At 72.3% G+C, this 18,511-nt stretch carries 22 protein-coding genes; 14 read left to right on the top strand and 8 right to left on the bottom strand.

What is annotated here, in order from left to right:
* The 8 genes from rsmI to L615_RS13235 all read left to right on the top strand — a co-directional run.
* The coding region (gene rsmI, locus L615_RS13270; protein ID WP_261376684.1) for a 16S rRNA (cytidine(1402)-2'-O)-methyltransferase at positions 1–718 on the top strand (718 nt) is incomplete at its 5' end.
* 1 nt (position 719) lies between these two features.
* A complete protein-coding gene (locus L615_RS13265) occupies positions 720–1,595 on the top strand; it encodes an alpha/beta fold hydrolase (RefSeq protein ID WP_145725357.1) in 876 nt (291 codons plus the stop codon).
* Positions 1,596–1,683: 88 nt separating this feature from the next.
* Positions 1,684–2,388 (top strand): TatD family hydrolase, encoded by a 705-nt coding sequence (locus L615_RS13260; protein WP_261376683.1) that lies wholly within the window; start codon positions 1,684–1,686, stop codon positions 2,386–2,388.
* A gap of 276 nt (positions 2,389–2,664) precedes the next feature.
* On the top strand, positions 2,665–3,825 hold the full coding sequence (locus L615_RS13255) for a resuscitation-promoting factor (RefSeq protein WP_315897791.1): 1,161 nt from the start codon (positions 2,665–2,667) through the stop codon (positions 3,823–3,825).
* Between the two features lie 170 nt (positions 3,826–3,995).
* Positions 3,996–4,874 (top strand): 16S rRNA (adenine(1518)-N(6)/adenine(1519)-N(6))-dimethyltransferase RsmA, encoded by an 879-nt coding sequence (gene rsmA, locus L615_RS13250; protein ID WP_145725355.1) that lies wholly within the window; start codon positions 3,996–3,998, stop codon positions 4,872–4,874.
* Positions 4,867–5,784, top strand: coding sequence for a 4-(cytidine 5'-diphospho)-2-C-methyl-D-erythritol kinase (locus L615_RS13245; protein WP_028656773.1), 918 nt, complete (start codon positions 4,867–4,869; stop codon positions 5,782–5,784). The genes rsmA and L615_RS13245 overlap by 8 nt, the downstream gene beginning before the upstream one ends.
* Positions 5,777–7,618: an ABC-F family ATP-binding cassette domain-containing protein gene (locus L615_RS13240; RefSeq protein WP_145725354.1), complete on the top strand. Its 1,842-nt coding sequence runs from the start codon at positions 5,777–5,779 to the stop codon at positions 7,616–7,618. The genes L615_RS13245 and L615_RS13240 overlap by 8 nt, the downstream gene beginning before the upstream one ends.
* Positions 7,619–7,620: 2 nt before the next feature.
* Positions 7,621–8,166: a hypothetical protein gene (locus tag L615_RS13235; RefSeq protein WP_145725353.1), complete on the top strand. Its 546-nt coding sequence runs from the start codon at positions 7,621–7,623 to the stop codon at positions 8,164–8,166.
* Here the strand turns inward: L615_RS13235 and L615_RS13230 are convergent.
* Entirely contained in the window at positions 8,163–8,657 is a 495-nt protein-coding gene (locus L615_RS13230) for a MarR family winged helix-turn-helix transcriptional regulator (RefSeq protein WP_028656770.1), read from the bottom strand. The two genes, L615_RS13235 and L615_RS13230, sit on opposite strands and share 4 nt — an antisense overlap.
* 65 nt (positions 8,658–8,722) lie before the next feature.
* Here L615_RS13230 and L615_RS13225 point away from each other — a divergent pair, with 65 nt between their 5' ends.
* From L615_RS13225 to L615_RS13215, 3 genes are read left to right on the top strand one after another with little or no spacing between them, the layout of a single operon-like run.
* Positions 8,723–9,634 carry an alpha/beta fold hydrolase gene (locus L615_RS13225; protein WP_145725352.1) on the top strand — a complete coding sequence of 304 codons (912 nt, stop codon included), beginning with the start codon at positions 8,723–8,725 and terminating at the stop codon, positions 9,632–9,634.
* A complete protein-coding gene (locus L615_RS13220) occupies positions 9,631–10,410 on the top strand; it encodes a methyltransferase domain-containing protein (protein ID WP_145725351.1) in 780 nt (259 codons plus the stop codon). Before L615_RS13225 ends, L615_RS13220 begins: the two co-directional genes overlap by 4 nt.
* Positions 10,411–10,453: 43 nt before the next feature.
* Positions 10,454–10,930, top strand: a complete 477-nt coding sequence (locus L615_RS13215; protein ID WP_028656767.1) for a hotdog fold domain-containing protein — start codon at positions 10,454–10,456, stop codon at positions 10,928–10,930.
* Positions 10,931–10,942: 12 nt separating this feature from the next.
* On the opposite strand, the gene L615_RS13210 is transcribed toward L615_RS13215, so the two are convergent.
* From L615_RS13210 to L615_RS13195, 4 genes are all read right to left on the bottom strand, one after another.
* Positions 10,943–11,821, bottom strand: a complete 879-nt coding sequence (locus L615_RS13210) for an amino acid ABC transporter permease (RefSeq protein WP_145725350.1) — start codon at positions 11,819–11,821, stop codon at positions 10,943–10,945.
* Complete coding sequence (locus L615_RS13205) at positions 11,821–12,510, bottom strand: amino acid ABC transporter permease (RefSeq protein ID WP_051486099.1); 690 nt, start codon at positions 12,508–12,510, stop codon at positions 11,821–11,823. The genes L615_RS13210 and L615_RS13205 overlap by 1 nt, the downstream gene beginning before the upstream one ends.
* A 69-nt stretch (positions 12,511–12,579) precedes the next feature.
* Complete coding sequence (locus tag L615_RS13200) at positions 12,580–13,470, bottom strand: glutamate ABC transporter substrate-binding protein (RefSeq protein ID WP_145725349.1); 891 nt, start codon at positions 13,468–13,470, stop codon at positions 12,580–12,582.
* A gap of 35 nt (positions 13,471–13,505) precedes the next feature.
* Complete coding sequence (locus tag L615_RS13195; RefSeq protein ID WP_145725348.1) at positions 13,506–14,291, bottom strand: amino acid ABC transporter ATP-binding protein; 786 nt, start codon at positions 14,289–14,291, stop codon at positions 13,506–13,508.
* A gap of 120 nt (positions 14,292–14,411) precedes the next feature.
* Here L615_RS13195 and miaB point away from each other — a divergent pair, with 120 nt between their 5' ends.
* A complete protein-coding gene (gene miaB, locus L615_RS13190) occupies positions 14,412–15,908 on the top strand; it encodes a tRNA (N6-isopentenyl adenosine(37)-C2)-methylthiotransferase MiaB (protein WP_145725347.1) in 1,497 nt (498 codons plus the stop codon).
* 112 nt (positions 15,909–16,020) lie between these two features.
* Positions 16,021–16,671, top strand: coding sequence for a peptidase E (locus L615_RS13185; RefSeq protein WP_222430549.1), 651 nt, complete (start codon positions 16,021–16,023; stop codon positions 16,669–16,671).
* Between the two features lie 14 nt (positions 16,672–16,685).
* Here L615_RS13185 and L615_RS13180 read toward each other — a convergent pair whose 3' ends face one another.
* The 3 genes from L615_RS13180 to L615_RS13170 all read right to left on the bottom strand — a co-directional run bounded on the left by L615_RS13180 (position 16,686) and on the right by L615_RS13170 (position 17,710).
* The gene (locus L615_RS13180) at positions 16,686–16,934 is read right to left on the bottom strand and encodes a hypothetical protein (RefSeq protein ID WP_145725345.1); all 249 of its coding nucleotides are present in this window, start codon (positions 16,932–16,934) and stop codon (positions 16,686–16,688) included.
* 72 nt (positions 16,935–17,006) lie between these two features.
* Complete coding sequence (locus L615_RS13175) at positions 17,007–17,495, bottom strand: NUDIX domain-containing protein (RefSeq protein ID WP_145725344.1); 489 nt, start codon at positions 17,493–17,495, stop codon at positions 17,007–17,009.
* An 11-nt stretch (positions 17,496–17,506) separates the two neighbouring features.
* A complete protein-coding gene (locus tag L615_RS13170) occupies positions 17,507–17,710 on the bottom strand; it encodes an antitoxin (protein WP_028656759.1) in 204 nt (67 codons plus the stop codon).
* Between the two features lie 69 nt (positions 17,711–17,779).
* Between L615_RS13170 and miaA the strand changes: the two genes are divergently transcribed.
* Positions 17,780–18,511: tRNA (adenosine(37)-N6)-dimethylallyltransferase MiaA (gene miaA, locus L615_RS13165; protein ID WP_145725343.1), on the top strand; the 732-nt coding region annotated here is incomplete at its 3' end.

Below are 18,511 nucleotides of genomic sequence, written 5' to 3'. Positions count from 1 at the left end.
GCGGCGGCTCACCACCGACCTCGGCATCGAGCTCCGCGGACGCGTCGTGTCCTACTTCGAGGGCAACGAGTCCGCACGCACCCCGACCCTGGTCGAGGCGCTCGTCGCGGGGGAGCGGGTCGTGCTCGTCACCGACGCCGGCATGCCCAGCGTGAGCGACCCGGGCTACCGCCTCGTCGCCGCCGCCGTCGAGCAGGGCATCCGGGTCACGGCGGTGCCGGGGCCGTCCGCGGTGCTCACCGCGCTCGCGGTGTCCGGCCTGCCGGTCGACCGGTTCTGCTTCGAGGGCTTCCTGCCCCGCAAGGCCGGCGAGCGCGCCCGGCGCCTGGCCGACCTCGGTGCCGAGCAGCGCACGATGGTGTTCTTCGAGGCACCGCACCGCACCGAGGCCGCGCTCGCCGCGATGCGCGACGCGTTCGGCGCCGACCGTGCCGCCGTCGTGTGCCGTGAGCTGACCAAGACCCACGAGGAGGTACGACGCGGCCCGCTCGCCGAGCTCGTCGACTGGGCCGCCGAGGGGGTCCGCGGCGAGGTGACCATCGTCGTCTCCGGTGCCGAGCCCGCGGCCGCCCTGTCGAGCGACCCCGCCAGCCTGCGCGCAGCCGTCGCCGAGCTCGAGGAGTCCGGGATGCGGCGGAAGGATGCGATCGCGGCGGTCGCCGTACAGGCTGGGGTGCCGAAGCGCGACGTCTACCAGGTGGTGCACATCGATGACTGAGATGACTGACCCGACCGACCCGACCGCGACCGGGAGGCTGACCAGCCTGGTCCGCGGCACCCTCACCTTCGACGTGTACGACGAGGGCCCGGTCGACGGCGAGCCCGTGCTGCTGCTCCACGGCTTCCCGGAGCGGTCCACCTGCTGGCGGCTGGTCGCGCCGCAGCTGCACGCCGCGGGCTACCGCACGGTGGCGATGGACCAGCGCGGCTACTCCCGTGGCGCACGGCCGCCCGGTCGTCGTGCGTACCGGATGCGCGAGCTGCTCGCCGACGTCCTCGCGCTCGCCGAGGCGGTCGCCCCGGAGGGGAAGGTGCACGTCGTGGGCCACGACTGGGGCGCGATCCCGGCGTGGCTGCTCGCCGCGCACCACCCCGACCGGGTGGCGACGCTGACCGCGGTGTCCGTCCCGCACCCGCTGGTGTTCATGAAGGCGATGGTCCGCAGCACCCAGCTGCTCCACTCCTGGTACATGCTGGCCTTCCAGGTGCCCCTGCTGCCGGAGCGCCTGCTGGGCTCCCGCGTCGCCGACCGGCTCGTCGCCTCCTTCGGGATGACCGAGCAGGACGCGGAGCGGTTCCGCGCCGAGGTCGTCGCCGACGGCGCGCTCCCCACGGCGCTCAACTGGTACCGCGCCATGGCGCTGGAGGACCCGCGCCTCCTGCGCCGGTCCGTCACCGTGCCGACCACGATGGTGTGGAGCGACGGCGACGTCGCCGTCGACCGGTGGGGCCCCGCCCACACCGACGCCTGGGTCGACGCGCCCTTCCGGTTCGTCGAGCTCCACGGGGTCTCGCACTGGGTCCCCACCCACGCGCCGGACCGCCTCGTCGCCGCGATCCTCGACCGCGTCCGCCCGACCCCCGCCGCGTCGTGAGCGACCAGCGCCCACCGGTCCCGGAGCCGCTGCCGCACCCGGTCGTCGACAACCACTGCCACCTCGACATCGGTCGGGGCGACGAGCCGTGGCCGGTGGCCGAGGCGCTCCCGCGCCGGCCCCCGTCGGGGGGCGCGCCGCGGCCGCGGCCCCCCACGCCCTGGTCGCCGGCGTCGCCCTGCACCCCAACGAGGCGCCGCGCATCCTCGCCGACGGTGGGCGCGCCGCGCTCGAGGCCGCGTGGGAGGAGATCGAGGACCTCGCCGGCGCCCACGAGAAGGTGCGCGCGGTGGGGGAGACCGGCCTCGACGCCTTCCGCACGGGGGAGGACGGCCGCGCCGTGCAGGTCGAGTCCTTCGCCCGGCACATCGACATCGCGAAGCGGCTCGACAAGACCCTCGTCATCCACGACCGCGACACCCACGACGAGGTGCTGGAGGTGCTCGACGCCGAGGGCACCCCGCAGCGGTGGGTGATGCACTGCTTCTCCGGGGACGCGGACTTCGCCCGTGCCTGCCTCGACCGCGGCGCCTTCCTGTCCTTCGCCGGCACGGTCACCTTCAAGAACGCCGAGTCCCTGCGCGAGGCCCTGCGCGTGGTCCCGCGCGACCGGCTGCTGGTGGAGACCGACGCCCCCTACCTGACCCCGGTGCCGCACCGCGGCCGCACGAACGCGTCGTACCTCGTGCCGCTGACGGTGCGGGCGATGGCCGCCGAGCGCGGCGACGACCTCGGTGAGCTGTGCGCCGCCATCGACACCAACAGCGAGACGGCCTTCGGCGGCACCTGGTAGCCCCGGCCGCGCAGCAGGAAAACGCTTGCAGGACGCCCGCAAAGTGCTTGCAGGAGCAAGCAGAAGCACGTGAGACGAGTCACGTCCCCCGCCTGAAGAGGGCTCTCAGGAGTTGCATCGACCTCCGGACCTTGTTCTGGTAGACGGGTCGGCCGGGATCGGGGGAGCACCTTCCCGACCAGTCCGCACGGAGTCCGGAGCCTGTTCTGACGCAGGCCTGGGGGGCCCGGACGCGACTGGTCACCGAGGCCCGGGGAGTACGAAGTTCGGAGAATCGTGCCAGTTGCGCGCCCTCACCTCGCCCAGTCCCTCAAGGGGATCGTCCACAAGCTGACCCAGAGCCGGGTCGCCCTCGTCGCCACCGTCGTCGGGGTCCTCCTCGCCGTCTCCACGGTGACCTGGGGCTACTCGTCCCTCTCTGACGAGGTCACGCTCGCCGTCGACGGCAAGGAGCGCACCGTCAGCACGTTCGGCGGCACCGTCCGCGACGTGCTCGAGGACGAGGGCGTCGAGGTCTCCGACCGCGACCTCGTCCAGCCCGGCCTCGACGAGCAGGTCGAGGACGGCGACCGCATCGCCGTCCGGTACAGCCGCCCCGTCGAGCTGACGGTCGACGGCAAGACGTCGACCCACTGGGTGACCGCCCTGGACGTCAACGGTGCGCTCGACCAGATCGGCGTGCTGTACGCCGACAGCCGGCTCTCCACCAGCCGTAGCGCCAGCATCGACCGCGGCGGCGCCGCGATCGAGGTCGTCACCCCGAAGACGCTCGTCCTGGAGCTGGCCGGCAAGAAGCCCGTGCGCAAGACCGTCCCCGCTCTGACCGTCGAGGAGGCCCTCGAGCTGGCCGGCGTCGAGCTGGACGCCCTCGACCGCGTCCGCCCCGGCCGCAAGGCCAGGGTGAAGGACGGCGACCGGGTGGTCTACGTCGACATCGAGCACCGCAAGCGCCGGGTCAAGGCCGAGACCATCCCGGCCGCGACCCGCGAGGTCCCCGACGACTCCATGAACAAGGGCGAGACCAAGGTCGTCACCGAGGGCGTCGACGGCGTCCGCGACGTGACCTACCGCGTGGTCGTCCGCAACGGTGACGTCGTGCGCCGGGTCGTGCTCAAGGAGGACGTGAAGAAGGCGCCGCGCACCGAGGTCGTCCACGTGGGCACCAGGGAGGTCGCGCCGAACTTCGCCGGCGGCAACTCCGTCTGGGACCGCCTGGCCCAGTGCGAGTCCGGTGGCAACTGGGCGATCAACACGGGCAACGGCTACTACGGCGGCCTGCAGTTCAACCTCGGCACCTGGCAGGCGTACGGCGGCACCGGCTACCCGCACCAGGCCTCGCGCGAGACCCAGATCGCCATCGCGACCAAGCTCCGCGACGCCTCCGGCGGGTACGGCGCCTGGCCGCACTGCTCCGCCCAGCTGGGCCTGCCCCGCTGACGGTCCCCGCGACCGACGCTCCCGGTCATCCGCTCACGGCGAGCGGGTCAGCCGGCGAACACGCCCCACGCACCGTGGTGCAGGGCGACGTCGCCGAGCTCGACCCGCTCGCCGTCGGCGTCCTCGACCACGGCGCCGGTGTGGTTCCCCCGGGCCCTAGGCTGATGGGCATGACCGAGACCTCCCTGCCGCGCCTCCTCGGTCCGGCGGAGGTCCGCGAGCTCGCCGCGCGCCTCGACCTGCGCCCGACCAAGCAGCGCGGTCAGAACTTCGTCATCGACGCCAACACCGTGCGCCGCATCGTGCGCGAGTCCGGAGTGGTCGACGGCGAGGTCGTCGTCGAGGTCGGCCCCGGCCTCGGCTCGCTGACCCTCGCCCTGCTCGAGGCCGGCGCGACGGTCACCGCGATCGAGGTCGACCCGCTGCTCGCCGGCGAGCTGCCCACCACGATCGCCGCCTACGCGCCCGCGCAGGCCGACCGGTTCCAGGTCGTGCTCGCGGACGCGATGACGGTCGACGCCGTACCCGGCCCGCCGCCGCAGGCGCTCGTCGCGAACCTGCCCTACAACGTCTCCGTCCCGGTCCTGCTGCACCTGATGGCGCTGCTGCCGTCGCTGGAGCACGGCCTGGTGATGGTGCAGGCCGAGGTCGCCGACCGGCTCGCGGCCCCGCCCGGGTCGAAGGTCTACGGCGTCCCCTCGGCCAAGGCCGCCTGGTTCGCCGACGTGCGCCGCGCCGGTGCCATCGGCCGCAACGTCTTCTGGCCCGCCCCCAACGTCGACTCGGGTCTCGTCGCGTGGACCCGCCGCGAGCCGCCCACCGACCGGGTCACCCGCGAGGAGGTGTTCGCGGTCATCGACGCGGCCTTCGCGCAGCGGCGCAAGGCGCTGCGCGGCGCGCTGCGCACCCTCGCCGGGGGCTCCGAGCCCGCCGAGGCCGCGCTGCGGGCCGCCGGGATCGACCCGCTCACCCGCGGCGAGATGCTCGGCATCGACGAGTTCGTCGCCCTCACCGTCGCGCTGCGGGAGCAGGCAGGCGCCGATGAGTGAGGCGCGCGTCGAGCCGAACGCCCGGGTCACCGTCCGGGCGCCGGCCAAGATCAACCTGCACCTCGGGGTCGGCAGCCCCCGTGCGGACGGCTTCCACCCGCTGGCCACCGTCTACCAGGCCGTCGGGCTGTACGACGACGTCACGGTCACCGAGGCCCCCGACTGGTCCGTCGGCCTGACCTCCCCGGTCGACGGCGTGCCCCTCGACGACGACAACATCGCCATCCGGTCCGGCCGCGCGCTCGTCGCGCACCACGGCCTGGACCTGGCGGCGCGGATCACCATCGCCAAGGGCATCCCCGTGATGGGCGGGATGGCGGGCGGCTCCGCTGACGCCGCAGCGACCCTGCTCGCGCTCGACCGGCTCTGGGACCTGCAGACCAGCGACGAGGACCTGCTGCGCATCGCCGGCGAGCTGGGCAGCGACGTCCCCTTCGCGCTCGTCGGCGGCACCGCCCTGGGCACCGGCCGCGGCGAGGTCGTCACCCCCGTCCCGGACAGCACCTCGGTGTGGTGGGTCGTCGTCCTCTCCGACCAGGGCCTGTCGACGCCGGAGGTCTACCGGCGCTTCGACCTGCTCGCCCCGGATGCGGAGGCCGAGCCGTCGCTCCCGCAGGCGCTGCTCGATGCCCTCGCCGAGGGCTACACCGACGAGGTCGGCGCCCTGCTGCACAACGACCTGTGGGCCGCGGCCCGCGACCTGCGCCCCGACCTCGTCGACGTCGAGGCCCAGCTGCGGGTCCTCGGCCCCGACGGCGTCCTGCTGTCCGGGTCCGGGCCGACCCTGCTGATGCTGCACGACGACGTCGAGGAGGCGCGCAACGCCGTGGCGGAGCTGACCGAGCGTGGCCTGCGGTGCACGATCGCACCGGGACCGGTCGCCGGAGCGCACGTGGTGACCTATGCCTGAGCCCGGGACGGGACGGAGCCTGCTCAACCTCGAGCGGGTCTCGAAGTCCTACGGCATCCGGCCGCTGCTCACCGACGTCTCGCTCGGCGTGTCCGCCGGCGAGCGGATCGGCATCGTCGGCCGCAACGGCGACGGCAAGACCACGCTGCTGCGGATCATGACCGGCGCCGAGGAGCCCGACGAGGGTCGCGTCTCCCGCCAGCGGGGGCTCCTGCTCGGTGTGCTCGCGCAGCACGACGACTTCGAGGACAGCCACACCGTCCGCGAGGTCGTGCTGCAAGGCATGGCCGACCACGAGTGGGCGGCCGACTCCCGGCTGCGGGAGATCGTCGACGTGCTGCTCGCCGGCATCGACCTCGACCGCGCCGTCGCCGGCCTCTCCGGCGGCGAGCGCCGCCGCTGCGCCTTGGCCGGGCTGCTGCTCGGCGAGCACGACCTGATCATCCTCGACGAGCCGACCAACCACCTCGACGTCGAGGCGGTGGCCTGGCTGGCTTCGCACCTCGCCGCCCGCTCCTCCGCGCTCGTCGTGGTCACCCACGACCGGTGGTTCCTCGACGCCGTCTGCCAGCAGACCTGGGAGGTCCACGACGGCGTCGTCGACAGCTACGAGGGCGGGTACGCCGCCTTCGTGCTCGCGAAGGCCGAGCGGCAGCGGCAGGCGGCCGCCTCCGAGGCCCGCCGGCAGAACCTCGTCCGCAAGGAGCTGGCCTGGCTGCGCCGCGGCGCCCCCGCCCGCACGTCCAAGCCGAAGTTCCGCATCGACGCCGCCAACGCGCTGATCGAGGACGTCCCCCCGCCGCGCGACCGGCTCGAGCTCCAGCGCTTCGCGGCCCAGCGCCTCGGCAAGGACGTCATCGACGTCGAGGACGTCGACTTCTCCCGTGGCCCGCGGCAGCTGCTGAAGCAGGCCACCTGGCGCCTGGGCCCCGGCGACCGCGTCGGACTGGTCGGGGTCAACGGCGCCGGAAAGACCTCCGTCCTGTCCCTGCTCGCCGGTGAGGCCGCCCCGCAGGCCGGCACGGTGCGCCACGGCCGCACCGTCGCGCTCCAGCACCTCTCGCAGAGTGTGGAGTTCGAGGACCCCGAGTCGCGGGTGCTCGCCACCGTCGAGTCGATCCGCCGCGTCACCCGCACCGCCGACGGCGAGATCAGCGCGACCTCGATGCTCGAGCGCTTCGGCTTCACCGGGGACAAGCTCACCGCCCGTCTCGGCGACCTCTCCGGCGGCGAGCGGCGCCGCTTCCAGCTCCTGAGGCTGCTGCTCACCGAGCCGAACGTGCTGCTCCTCGACGAGCCCACCAACGACCTCGACATCGAGACCCTCAACGTGCTCGAGGACTTCCTGGACGGGTGGCCCGGCACCCTGGTCGTGGTCTCGCACGACCGCTACTTCCTCGAGCGGGTCACCGACTCCGTGTGGGCCCTGCTCGGAGACGGCCAGATCTCGATGCTGCCGCGCGGGGTCGACGAGTACCTCGAGCGCCGGGCCGCGGCCATGCACCTCGACGTCGCGAAGCCCGCGCCGGCCACCCCGGCCGCGCCCGTGCCCGGCCCGCCGTCCGCGGACGCCGCCCCCGCCACCACCCCCGCCACCACTCCGAAGGCCAAGCCCGGCTCGGCCGAGGAGCGGGCGGCGCGCAAGACGGTGGCGCGGCTCGACAAGGTCCTCGCCCGGCTCGCCGCGCGCGAGGCGGAGCTGACCGAGCAGCTGGCGGCGCACGCCTCCGACCCGGAGAAGCTCACCGAGATCTCCGAGGCGCTGGGAGCGCTGCACGAGGAGAAGGAGGCCGCCGAGATGGAGTGGCTCGAGGCCGCGGAGCTGCTGGACTGACGATGGGGCGTTCTCGGGACCTCGGCTGGGTCGGTGCGCTCGACCCGCGTGGCCTGCGCACGACCGGCCAGCGGCTCGCGGCCGCCGTGGTCGTGCTCGGCCTCGTCACCGCGCTCGGCAGCTGGGTGCTCGGCCACGTCGCCAACGACCGCAGGTACGACGCCCTCGACCTCTGCGACCAGCCGAGCCCGACCGCCGACGACTGCCTGTCCGCCGTGCCCGGCGAGCTCGACCGGCGGCGGACCCGCTCGGGCGACGGGTACCGGACCCGGATCCACTTCGTGCCGGCCGACGACGGCTTCGGCAGCGCCTACACCGGCAAGAAGCGGGGTCCTGACGGCGTCGTCGCCGGTCTCTACCTCGCCGGCGACTACGTCGGGCTGCTCCGCAGCGACGACCGCCGCACCTACCGCAGCTCCTTCGCCGACATCCCGCGGCGCTACCTCGTCGCCGGTGTGCTCGGGCTCGTCTGCTTCGGCGCGGGCCTGCCGCTGCTGGGGTGGCAGCTGCGCCGCCACCCACGGGGCGAGAGCGCCCAGCCGGGCTAGTCCTGGCCGGCGAAGGGCACCAGCAGGCGCCGGAGCAGGTCGGCCAGCTCCTTCTGGTCCGACGGCGACAGCCCGGCCAGCAGCTCCCGCTCGGCGTCGAGCAGCGCGCCGAACGCGCCGTCGACGGCGTCCTTGCCCTCGGGGGTCAGGCGCACCAGCACGCCCCGTCGGTCCGACGGGTCCGGGTGGCGCTCGACGAGGCCCCGCGTCGCCAGCCGGTCGACGCGGTTGGTCATCGTCCCGCTGGTCACCAGCGTCTCGCGCAGCAGGCGGCCGGGGGAGAGCTCGTAGGGCGCGCCCGCCCGCCGCAGCGCGGCGAGCACGTCGAACTCCCAGAGCTCGATGTCGTGCGCCATGAAGGCCTGCCGCCGGGCGCGGTCGACGTGGTGGGCCAGCCGGGAGATCCGGCTGAACACGGCGACCGGGCCGAGGTCGAGGTCGTGGCGCTCGCGCGCCCAGGCCTCCACCAGGTCGTCCACCTCGTCCCGCATGTGCTCACCGTAGCGGATGCGTCGAGAATCTTGATGTCAAGATACGCGCCGCGTAGGGTCGAGGTGTGGACCAGCGCACCGACACCCTCGAGCGGATCACCCTGGCCAGCCTCAGCTGGGGCGACGTGGGCGACCTCGACCGGCCGCTCGCCGTGCTGCTGCACGGCTTCCCGGACACCGCGCACACCTGGCGCCACCTCGGTCCCGTGCTGGCCGAGGAGGGCTATCGCGTCGTCGCGCCGTTCACCCGCGGCTACGCGCCCAGCGACCTGCCCGCCGACGGCAGCTACCACGTGCCGGCCCTCATGGACGACGCGATCGCGCTGCACCGCCACCTCCGCGGCGACGACCGCGCGCTGCTCGTCGGCCACGACTGGGGCGCCATCACCGCCAACGGCATCGCCGCGGCCGCGGCGAACCCGTTCGGCGACGTCGTGGCGCTGGCCGTCCCGCCGATCCCGGCGATGCACCCGCGCGCGGACGACTGGACCCGCTGGCTGCGGATCCTGGCGCGGCAGGCGACCTTCAGCTGGTACACCGTCTTCAACCAGCTGCCCGGCCTGCCCGAGCGCACCTTCGACCGGTTCGTCGCGCACCTGTGGCACCGCTGGTCGCCCGGCTACGACGCGAGCGAGGACCTCGCCCACCTCGCGGCCGCCCTGCCGGACGACGCCCACCGCTCCGCCGCGATCGGCTACTACCGCGCGCAGCCGCGCACCTGGCGCCTCCCGGCCGCCTACCAGTCGCACGCACGCGACTGGGTCGGCGAGCCACGACTGCCGCTGCTCTTCCTGCAGGGCGCCGACGACGGCTGCCTCGACCCGCGCTGGGCCGCCCGGACCGCCAGCCGGCTGCCCGCCGGCAGCCGGGTCGCGGTCGTGGAGGGAGCAGGCCACTTCCTCCAGCTCGAGCGCCCCGACGTGGTCAACGCCCGGATCCTCGAGCACCTCCACGAGCGGGCGGCGGACCGCTCGTGACGACGTGGGACCCGGAGCGCTACCTCGCCTTCGCGGGGGAGCGCGGGCGTCCGTTCGTCGACCTCGTCGCGCGCGTCGACGCCACCGGGCCGCGGGTGGTCGTCGACCTCGGTTGTGGACCTGGCAACCTCACCTCCCTCCTCGCTGACCGCTGGCCGGCCGCTGCGGTCACCGGCATCGACTCCAGTGCCGACATGGTGCGCGCGGCCACCGACAGTCCGGCCGCCGAGCGGGTCGTCTTCCACACGGCCGACCTGCGCGACTGGCTGCGCGGCGCCGAGCCCGGCTCTGTCGACGTGCTGGTGTCCAACGCGACCCTGCAGTGGGTCCCCGACCACCTCGACCTGCTGCCCGACCTGGTCCGCGCCGTCGCCCCCGGCGGCTGGCTGGCCTTCCAGGTGCCCGGCAACCACGTCGCCCCGAGCCACACCCTGCTTGCGGAGCTGGCCGCCGAGCCGCCGTACGACGCCCACACCGCCGGCGCCGCCCGGGTCTCCGCCCACGACGCCGCGACCTACCTGCGGGCCCTGCAGCCGCTCGGGTGCGAGGTCGACGCCTGGGAGACGACCTACCTCCACGTCCTGCACGGCGAGGACCCGGTCTTCACCTGGGTCTCCGGCACCGGGGCCCGCCCGGTGCTCCAGGGCCTGCCCACGGACCTCCGCCCGCGGTTCGAGGCGGAGTACAAGTCACGGCTGCGGGCGGCGTACCCCGACGACGGCCACGGCGTGGTCTTCCCCTTCCGGCGCACCTTCGTCGTCGCCCGGGTGCGCTGAGACACCCTTGCCGCAGTTGTTACCGACCAGTAATGTCGCCGCCATGACCCAGGTGCAGAACCTCTGGAAGACCACGACCGGCCTGCCCGTCGTCGGCGGCACGATCGGCAAGCGGGTCTTCTCGCTCGCGTTCGCGCAGAAGGCGCCCTACTTCGCCAGCATCCACCCGCGCGTGACCGAGCTCCGGCCCAACTACGCCGAGGTCGTGATCCCCAAGCGGCGCAGCGTGCAGAACCACCTCGGCACCGTGCACGCCATCGCGCTGTGCAACGGCCTCGAGATGGCGATGGGCGGTCTCGCCGAGTCCACCATCCCCAGCGGCAAGCGCTGGATCCCCAAGGGCATGACGGTCTCCTACACCGCCAAGGCCACCAGCAGCATCACCTGCATCGCCGAGACCGACCAGGAGCAGTGGGACACCGCGGACGGCGACCTGCCGGTCCGCGTCCGCGGCGTCCGCGAGGACGGCACGGTCGTGATCGAGGGCGTCATCAACCTCTGGGTGACCAGCAAGAAGTGAGCCCGGCCGGGGTCAGCGCGCGGCGCGGTCCTCGTCGATGCCGGCGGCGACCTTGACGACGTCGATCTTCTTCTCCCCGACGAACCGCCTCTGCACCCACGTGGCCAGCCAGGTCAGGAGCAGGTTGAGGGTGACGTAGAGGATCGCGACCACGATCGCGGTCGGGACCTGGTTGTGCAGCTCCTTGTAGATCTGCTGGCCGACCTTGGTGAGGCCGGGGGCTGCGACCGCGTAGCCGAGGCTGGTGTCCTTCAGCGCCACCACCATCTGGCTGATGATCGCGGGCAGCATCACCTTCACCGCCTGGGGCAGCTGGATGATCGTCATCACCTGGGTCTTGCGCATGCCGATGGCGTACGCCGCCTCCGCCTGCCCCTTCGGGACCGCCTGCACGCCCGCGCGGACGACCTCGGCGAGGACGGCGCCGTTGTAGCAGGTGAGCGCGATGACGACGGCGAAGAAGCCGCCGGCCTGGTCGATCCACAGGAAGCCGGCGCGCGACGAGATGAACCACATGAAGAACACGAAGATCATCAGCAGCAGCACGGGCATGGCGCGGAAGAACTCCACGACCACCCACGCGGGCCAGCGGATCCAGCGATGGTCGGACATCTTGGCGACGCCGAAGAGGAACCCGAAGATGACGGCGCCGATGATCGCGAAGGCGGCCATCGTGACCGTGACGACCAGGCCGTCGACGAGCAGGGCCCGGACGTAATCCGGCGTGACGAAGGCTTCCCACAGGTCGTACTCGAACTGGCCGTCGTCGTAGAGCTTCCACGCGGCGTACGCGAGCGCGGCGACGATCGCCGCCGACGCGACGATGCTGTAGATGCGGTGGCGGACCCGGGTCCGCGGCCCGGGCGCGTCGAAGAGAACACTCGCGGCCATCAGGCGATCCTCCAGCGTCGTTCGAGGGCGAGCGAGATCATCGACACGATCTCGACCAGCACGATGTAGCCGACGGCGAAGCAGAGGAAGATCCCGATTCGCTGGCTGCTGTAGTCGTTGGTGAGCCCGCGCATGGTGGCGGTGGCTTCGGCGAGGAAGAAGACGCCGGCGACGGAGGTGTTCTTCAGCATCGCGATCAGCGCGCTGGCGACCGGCGGGACGGAGGCCCGGACCGCCTGCGGGAGGATCACCTCACGCATGACGCCGAGGAACGGCAACCCGATCGCCCGCGCTGCCTCGGCCTGGCCCATCGGGACGGCGTTGACGCCCGAGCGCAGGCCTTCGCAGACGAAGCAGGCGGTGTAGAGGCTCAGGGCGACGAAGGCGGTCGCAAACGCCGAGGTGAAGTCGAAGGTGCCGATGTGCACCTGGACCCACTTGAAGTTGATCCCGATGATCGGGGCCGCGAAGTGGAAGAAGATGAAGATGAGCACGAGTGGCGTGTTGCGCACCAACGTCACGTAGACCGAGCCGAGGACGCGCAGCACGGCGATCGGTCCGACCCGCATCGCCACGAGGATCGTGCCGAGGATCAACGAGGCCACGGCCGTCACCAGGAACAGGAAGAGCGTGTAGCCGAACGCCTTGAAGAACTCGTCGAGGTTGTCGAGGATCGCTTCCAACGACATCCCCCTCTCCGTCGAGGGAGCCGGGGACCCGCTGGTGGGCAGGCCCCCGGCTCCGGGGTCAGGCGTGGGTCACTGGCAGGCGTCCAGCTCCGGCGGCTCCGGAGTCTCGACGCCCGAGGGCCCGAGGGTCAGCTCGAAGGCCTCGGCCCACGATCCGTCGTCGAACGCCTTCTCCAGGACGCCGTTGATCCACTCGCACATCTCCGGGTGGTCCTTGCTGTAGCCGACGCCGATGCGCTCCTCGGAGAACTCGTCGCCGACGACCTTGAGCTGGCCCTCGTTCTGCGCGGCGAGGCCGGCGAGGATCGAGCCGTCGGTCGACATCGCGGCGTAGGTGCCGTCGAGGACCTTCTCCGCACACTCGGAGTAGGAGTCGGCGCCGACACCCTTGGCGCCCTTGGCCTTGACGTTCTCCAGCGACGTGGAGCCGGTCACCGAGCAGACCTCCTTGCCCTCGAGGTCCTCGATGCCCGCGACGTCGCTGTCCTCCTTCACGAGGATCTGCTGGCCGGTGACCATGTAGGGCCCGGTCTGGCCGACGACCTTGCGGCGGTCGTCGGTGATCGAGTACGACGCCAGGACGACGTCGACCTTGCCCGACTCGAGGTAGGGCTCGCGGTTGTCGGAGATCGTCTCCTCCCACGTCACGTTGCTCGACGCGGGGTCGATGCACAGGTCCGCGACGAGCAGCTTGGCGACCTCGACGTCGAAGCCGCTCGGCACGTCGTCGGTGGCGCCCTTGAACCCGAGGCCGGGCTGGTCGTACTTCACGCCCACGGTGATCTCGCCCGCCTCGGCGAGCTCGGCCATGCGGGTGCCCTCGTCGAACTTGCCGTCACAGTCGTCGGCGGCCTCGACGTCGCGTCCCTCGCTGTCGTTGCCCGCGTCACCGCAGGCCGCCAGCCCGGCAGCAATTGCGATCCCTGCGGCACCTGCCGCGAAGGCTTTCCTGAGTCGCATCCTTCTTTCCTCTCCTAGCCGAGTTGGTCGAACAGTCAGTGCTTGAGGATCTTGCCGAGGAAGTCCTTGGCGCGATCGCTCTGCGGGTTGGTGAAGAAGCTCTCCGGATCGGCCGTCTCGACGATCTGGCCGTCGGCCATGAACACCACCCGGTTGGCGGCCGTGCGGGCGAAGCCCATCTCGTGGGTCACCACGATCATCGTCATCCCGCGCTGCGCGAGACGGACCATGACGTCGAGGACCTCCTTGATCATCTCCGGGTCCAGCGCAGAGGTCGGCTCGTCGAAGAGCATCACCTTCGGCTCCATGGCCAGGGCGCGGGCGATCGCGACCCGCTGCTGCTGGCCGCCGGAGAGCTGGGCGGGGTACTTGGCCGCCTGGTGGGCGACGCCGACGCGTTCGAGGAGGTCCTTCGCCAGGGCCTCGGCGTCGGCCTTCGGCATCTTGCGGACCTTGATCGGCCCGAGCGTGACGTTCTCGAGGATCGTCTTGTGGGCGAAGAGATTGAAGCTCTGGAACACCATGCCGACGTCGGCACGGTGTGCGGCGAGCGCCTTGCCCTCCTGCGGCAGCTCCTTGCCGTCGACGAGGATCTGGCCCTCGTCGATGGTCTCGAGCCGGTTGATGGTGCGGCACAGCGTGGACTTGCCGGAACCCGACGGGCCGATCACGACCACGACCTCACCCCGCGTGACGGTGAGGTCGATGTCCTGGAGGACGTGGAGGTCGCCGTACCACTTCTGGACGCCGTGCAGCTCCACGAGAGGCTCGCCGGGGCGAACCTTGCCGAGATCAACCGCTGCATCGTCGGAGACGGTCATGCGTCCGGACGCTAGCGCGTGATCCACGCCACCGGCTAGAGCGACGGGCCGCCGAGACCAATTCGTGACGGCATCGAGATTCGGGGGGTGCGCGCCGCCCGCCGTACCCTTGAGGACGCCATGACGACCGCAGCGCAGCCCCGGACCTACGAGGTCCGCACCTACGGGTGCCAGATGAACGTGCACGACTCCGAGCGCCTCTCCGGGCTGCTCGAGGACGCGGGCTACCTGCCTGCCCCCGAGGGGGAGCAGGCCGACGTCGTCGTCTTCAACACCTGCGCGGTGCGGGAGAACGCGGACAACCGCCTCTACGGCAACCTCGGCCACCTTGCGCCGGTCAAGGCGAAGCGGCCCGGCATGCAGATCGCCGTCGGCGGCTGCATGGCGCAGAAGGACCGCGACACGGTCGTGAAGAAGGCCCCGTGGGTCGACGTCGTCTTCGGCACCCACAACATCGGCTCCCTGCCGGCGCTGCTCGACCGGGCGCGGGTCCAGCAGGAGGCGCAGGTCGAGATCCTGGAGTCGCTCGACGTCTTCCCCTCGACGCTGCCCACCAAGCGCGAGTCCGCCTACGCCGCCTGGGTGTCGGTCAGCGTCGGCTGCAACAACACCTGCACCTTCTGCATCGTCCCGAGCCTGCGCGGCAAGGAGAAGGACCGGCGCCCCGGCGAGATCCTCGCCGAGATCGAGGCGCTCGTCGCCGAGGGCGTCTCCGAGGTCACCCTGCTCGGCCAGAACGTCAACGCGTACGGCGTGGAGTTCGGCGACCGGCAGGCCTTCTCCAAGCTGCTGCGGGCCTGCGGCGAGATCGAGGGCCTCGAGCGGGTGCGCTTCACCAGCCCCCACCCGGCCGAGTTCACCGACGACGTCATCGAGGCGATGGCCGAGACCCCGAACGTGATGCCGAGCCTGCACATGCCGCTGCAGTCCGGATCCTCGAAGGTCCTCAAGGACATGCGCCGCTCCTACCGCCAGGAGAAGTTCCTCGGCATCATCGAGCGCGTGCGCGCCGCGATCCCCGACGCCGCCATCACCACCGACATCATCGTCGGCTTCCCCGGTGAGACCGAGGAGGACTTCCAGGAGACGCTGAAGGTCGTCCGCGAGGCGCGCTTCTCCGGGGCGTTCACCTTCCAGTACTCCAAGCGCCCCGGCACGCCGGCCGCCACCCTGCCCGACCAGGTCGACCAGGCCGTGGTGACCGACCGCTACAACCGCCTCGTCGAGCTGGTCAACGAGATCACGTGGGACGAGAACAAGCGGCTGGTCGGGCGTGAGCTCGAGCTGATGGTTGCCGAGGGCGAGGGCCGCAAGGACGCCGCCACCATGCGGCTCTCCGGCCGCGCGCCCGACAACCGGCTGGTGCACTTCGAGGCCGACTTCTCCCAGGTCGAGGGCGCACCGCGCCCCGGCGACATGGTCACCGTCCAGGTCACCTACGCCGCGCCGCACCACCTCGTCGCCGACGGCCCGGTGCGTTCGCTGCGCCGCACCCGCTCGGGCGACGCGTGGGAGCGCCGCACCGCCGAGCCGCCCGCCACCGGACCGGCCGTCGGGCTCGGGATGCCGTCCGTCGGCGTACCCGCGCCGCTGCCGGAGGCTCCCGCCTGCCGTTGAGCCGGAGGCCTCCGCTGGGCTAGGTTCGTGGCCGATGCCAGCGGAACGAACGATTCTCGCAACCTCGGGCGGCATCCTTCCGGGCGTACGAACGCGCTGGAGCGTCGGCCCGTTGACCCGTCATGCCATCGACCTCGCCGGTGTGGACGGTCGCACGCCCCGCGTCTGCTTCATCGGCACCGCCTGCGGTGACGCCCCGGCGGTGATCCGGGACTTCTACGACATGGCGCAGGAGGCCGGCTTCCACGGCAGCCACCTGCAGCTCTTCCCGATGCCCAACATCGAGGACGTGCGCGGGCACCTGCTCGAGCAGGACGTCATCTGGGTCTGGGGCGGCAGCGTCGCCGGGCTGCTCGCGATGTGGGAGCTGCACGGCGTCGACGCCGCCCTGCGCGAGGCCTGGGAGGCCGGTGTCGTGCTCACCGGGGTCTCCGCCGGCTCGCTGTGCTGGCACGTCGGCGGGACGACCGACTCCTTCGGCCCCGACCTGCGCCCGTTCACCAACGGGCTCGGCCTGCTGCCCTGGTCCAACGGGGTCCACTACGACTCCGAGGAGCAGCGCCGCCCGCTCTTCCACAAGCTCGTCGGCGACGGCGTGCTGCCGTCCGGCTACGCCACCGACGACGGCGTCGGCGTGCTCTACCGCGGGACCGRGGTCGCCGGCGCGTTCACCGAGGTCGACGGCAAGGGCGCCTACTTCGTCGAGCGCTCCGCCGACGGCGGGGTCGTGGAGACCCSCCTCGACGTCGTACGGCTGCGCTAACCGGGCCTGACGGCTCAGGCCGGGGACTCGGACTCCGGCGGGACCTCCGGGTCGCCGCGGGTGGCCGCAGTGTCGGTGTCCTCCTCCTCGACGGCCGCCTCCGGGATCTCGTCGGTCGCCGGGTTGTGCATGGGGTTCGGGTCGCGTCCCACGGTGCTGCGCGGCCCGTCGCCCCCGACGCCCTCGATGCTGTTCGGCCCGCCGGGTGCCGGCTCGGGCGGCTCCACCTTCGGCTCGGGCTGCGGTGGCAGGTCAGCGTTCATGTCCATCCCCTCCCAGTGTCTCGGGAACACTCGGTAGGGCGGTATCCGCGCGGCGCGGTTTGATCCGGAGGCTCAGAAGCCGAAGTGCGTCAGCGGCGCCAGGTCGCCGGTGCGCAGCCCGTCGAGGACGACCCGCTCGTGGGGCACGACGGGGTCGGGCAGGTCGTCGAGCGCGAACCACCGCAGGTCCGCGCACTTGGCCGCCTCCACGATCCGCGGCTCGCCCGTCCAGGAGCGGGCGGTGAAGAAGAAGTCGATGCGCTCGTCGATCGGCAGGTCGTGCGCCGTGCGCTGCATCGCCGTGACGAACGACAGGTCGAGGTCGCTGACTGCGACCTCCTCGAGCGCCTCACGCCGCGCCGCCTGCTCGGCGGTCTCGCCACGCTCGACGTGGCCGGCGGCCGCGGCAGCCCAGTGCCCGTCCATGTAGCCGGTGCCCTGCCTCAGCTGCAGCAGCACCTCGGTGCCGGAGCCCCCGGTCGCCTCGCGGAGGAGGAAGACGTAGGAGGCGGGGACGACGACGAAGCGGGTCTTCCCGGTCGCCGGGTCATGGACGGACACGCGGGTGGGACTCAGCGGATGTCGTCGTTCTTGCCGTCGAGGCTGTCGAGGGCGTCCTTCGCCTTCTCGACGCCGGTGTCGATCTTGTCGTCGAACTTGCCGCCGGTCTTCTTCGACGCGACGTCGGCAGCCTTGTCGAGGCCGTCGCCGATCTTGTCGCCGTGCTTGTCGACGGCGTCCGTCAGCTTGTCCTTGGCGTTGTCCAGAAAGCCCACGAGAACCCCCAAAGGTCGAAGGTGGCGACCCGCTCCGGGCCGTCGGAGCAACCTTGCCACACTGTCTCCATGCCGCAGCGCCCGTCCCCGATCCCGGTCGTGGCCATCGTCGGGCCCACCGCCAGCGGCAAGACCTCCCTCTCCCTCGACCTCGCCGAGGCCCTCGGGGGAGAGGTCGTCAACACCGACGCGATGCAGGTCTACCGCGGCATGGACATCGGTACGGCGAAGCTGCCCGTCTCCGAACGACGCGGCATCCCGCACCACCTGCTCGACACCCTGTCCGTGCGCGACCCCGCGACCGTCGCCGAGTTCCAGGGCTGGGCCCGCGCCGCGATCGCCGACATCCGCGACCGCGGCTGCGTCCCGGTCCTCGTCGGCGGCTCCGCGCTCTACACCCGCGCGATTCTCGACCGCTTCGACTTCCCCGGCACCGACCCCGACCTGCGCGCCCGCTACGAGGCCGAGCTCGCCGACGTCGGCCCCGCCGCCCTCCACGCCCGCCTCCGCGAGCTCGACCCCGACGCCGCCGACCGGATCGAGCCCGCCAACGGCCGCCGCATCGTGCGCGCCCTCGAGGTCATCGAGCTCACCGGCCGCCCGTTCAGCGCCACCCTCCCCGTGCAGGAGTACGTCGACCCCGCCACCGTGCAGGTCGGCGTCGAGATCCCGCGCGACGTCCTCGAGCAGCGCATCGCCACCCGCGTCCACGCCATGTTCGACGCCGGCCTCCTCGACGAGGTCGACCGCCTGCTCGCCGACGGCCTCGCCGAGGGGCGCACCGCCTCCCTCGCCATCGGC

Source organism: Nocardioides sp. J9 (assembly GCF_007829375.1).
Lineage (GTDB): Bacteria > Actinomycetota > Actinomycetes > Propionibacteriales > Nocardioidaceae > Nocardioides.
This window is presented reverse-complemented; position numbering and strand designations above follow the sequence as displayed.

What these genes read in the sequence shown, in the direction of transcription:
- L615_RS13265 (WP_145725357.1), top strand. Translation starts at nt 720, where the DNA reads ATGACTGACCCGACCGACCCGACCGCGACCGGGAGGCTGACCAGCCTG.
- rsmA (WP_145725355.1), top strand. Translation starts at nt 3,996, where the DNA reads ATGACCGAGACCTCCCTGCCGCGCCTCCTCGGTCCGGCGGAGGTCCGC.
- L615_RS13245 (WP_028656773.1), top strand. Translation starts at nt 4,867, where the DNA reads ATGAGTGAGGCGCGCGTCGAGCCGAACGCCCGGGTCACCGTCCGGGCG.
- L615_RS13240 (WP_145725354.1), top strand. Translation starts at nt 5,777, where the DNA reads ATGCCTGAGCCCGGGACGGGACGGAGCCTGCTCAACCTCGAGCGGGTC.
- L615_RS13235 (WP_145725353.1), top strand. Translation starts at nt 7,621, where the DNA reads ATGGGGCGTTCTCGGGACCTCGGCTGGGTCGGTGCGCTCGACCCGCGT.
- L615_RS13230 (WP_028656770.1), bottom strand. Translation starts at nt 8,657, where the DNA reads ATGCGGGACGAGGTGGACGACCTGGTGGAGGCCTGGGCGCGCGAGCGC.
- L615_RS13215 (WP_028656767.1), top strand. Translation starts at nt 10,454, where the DNA reads ATGACCCAGGTGCAGAACCTCTGGAAGACCACGACCGGCCTGCCCGTC.
- L615_RS13210 (WP_145725350.1), bottom strand. Translation starts at nt 11,821, where the DNA reads ATGGCCGCGAGTGTTCTCTTCGACGCGCCCGGGCCGCGGACCCGGGTC.
- L615_RS13205 (WP_051486099.1), bottom strand. Translation starts at nt 12,510, where the DNA reads ATGTCGTTGGAAGCGATCCTCGACAACCTCGACGAGTTCTTCAAGGCG.
- L615_RS13200 (WP_145725349.1), bottom strand. Translation starts at nt 13,470, where the DNA reads ATGCGACTCAGGAAAGCCTTCGCGGCAGGTGCCGCAGGGATCGCAATT.
- L615_RS13195 (WP_145725348.1), bottom strand. Translation starts at nt 14,291, where the DNA reads ATGACCGTCTCCGACGATGCAGCGGTTGATCTCGGCAAGGTTCGCCCC.
- miaB (WP_145725347.1), top strand. Translation starts at nt 14,412, where the DNA reads ATGACGACCGCAGCGCAGCCCCGGACCTACGAGGTCCGCACCTACGGG.
- L615_RS13180 (WP_145725345.1), bottom strand. Translation starts at nt 16,934, where the DNA reads ATGAACGCTGACCTGCCACCGCAGCCCGAGCCGAAGGTGGAGCCGCCC.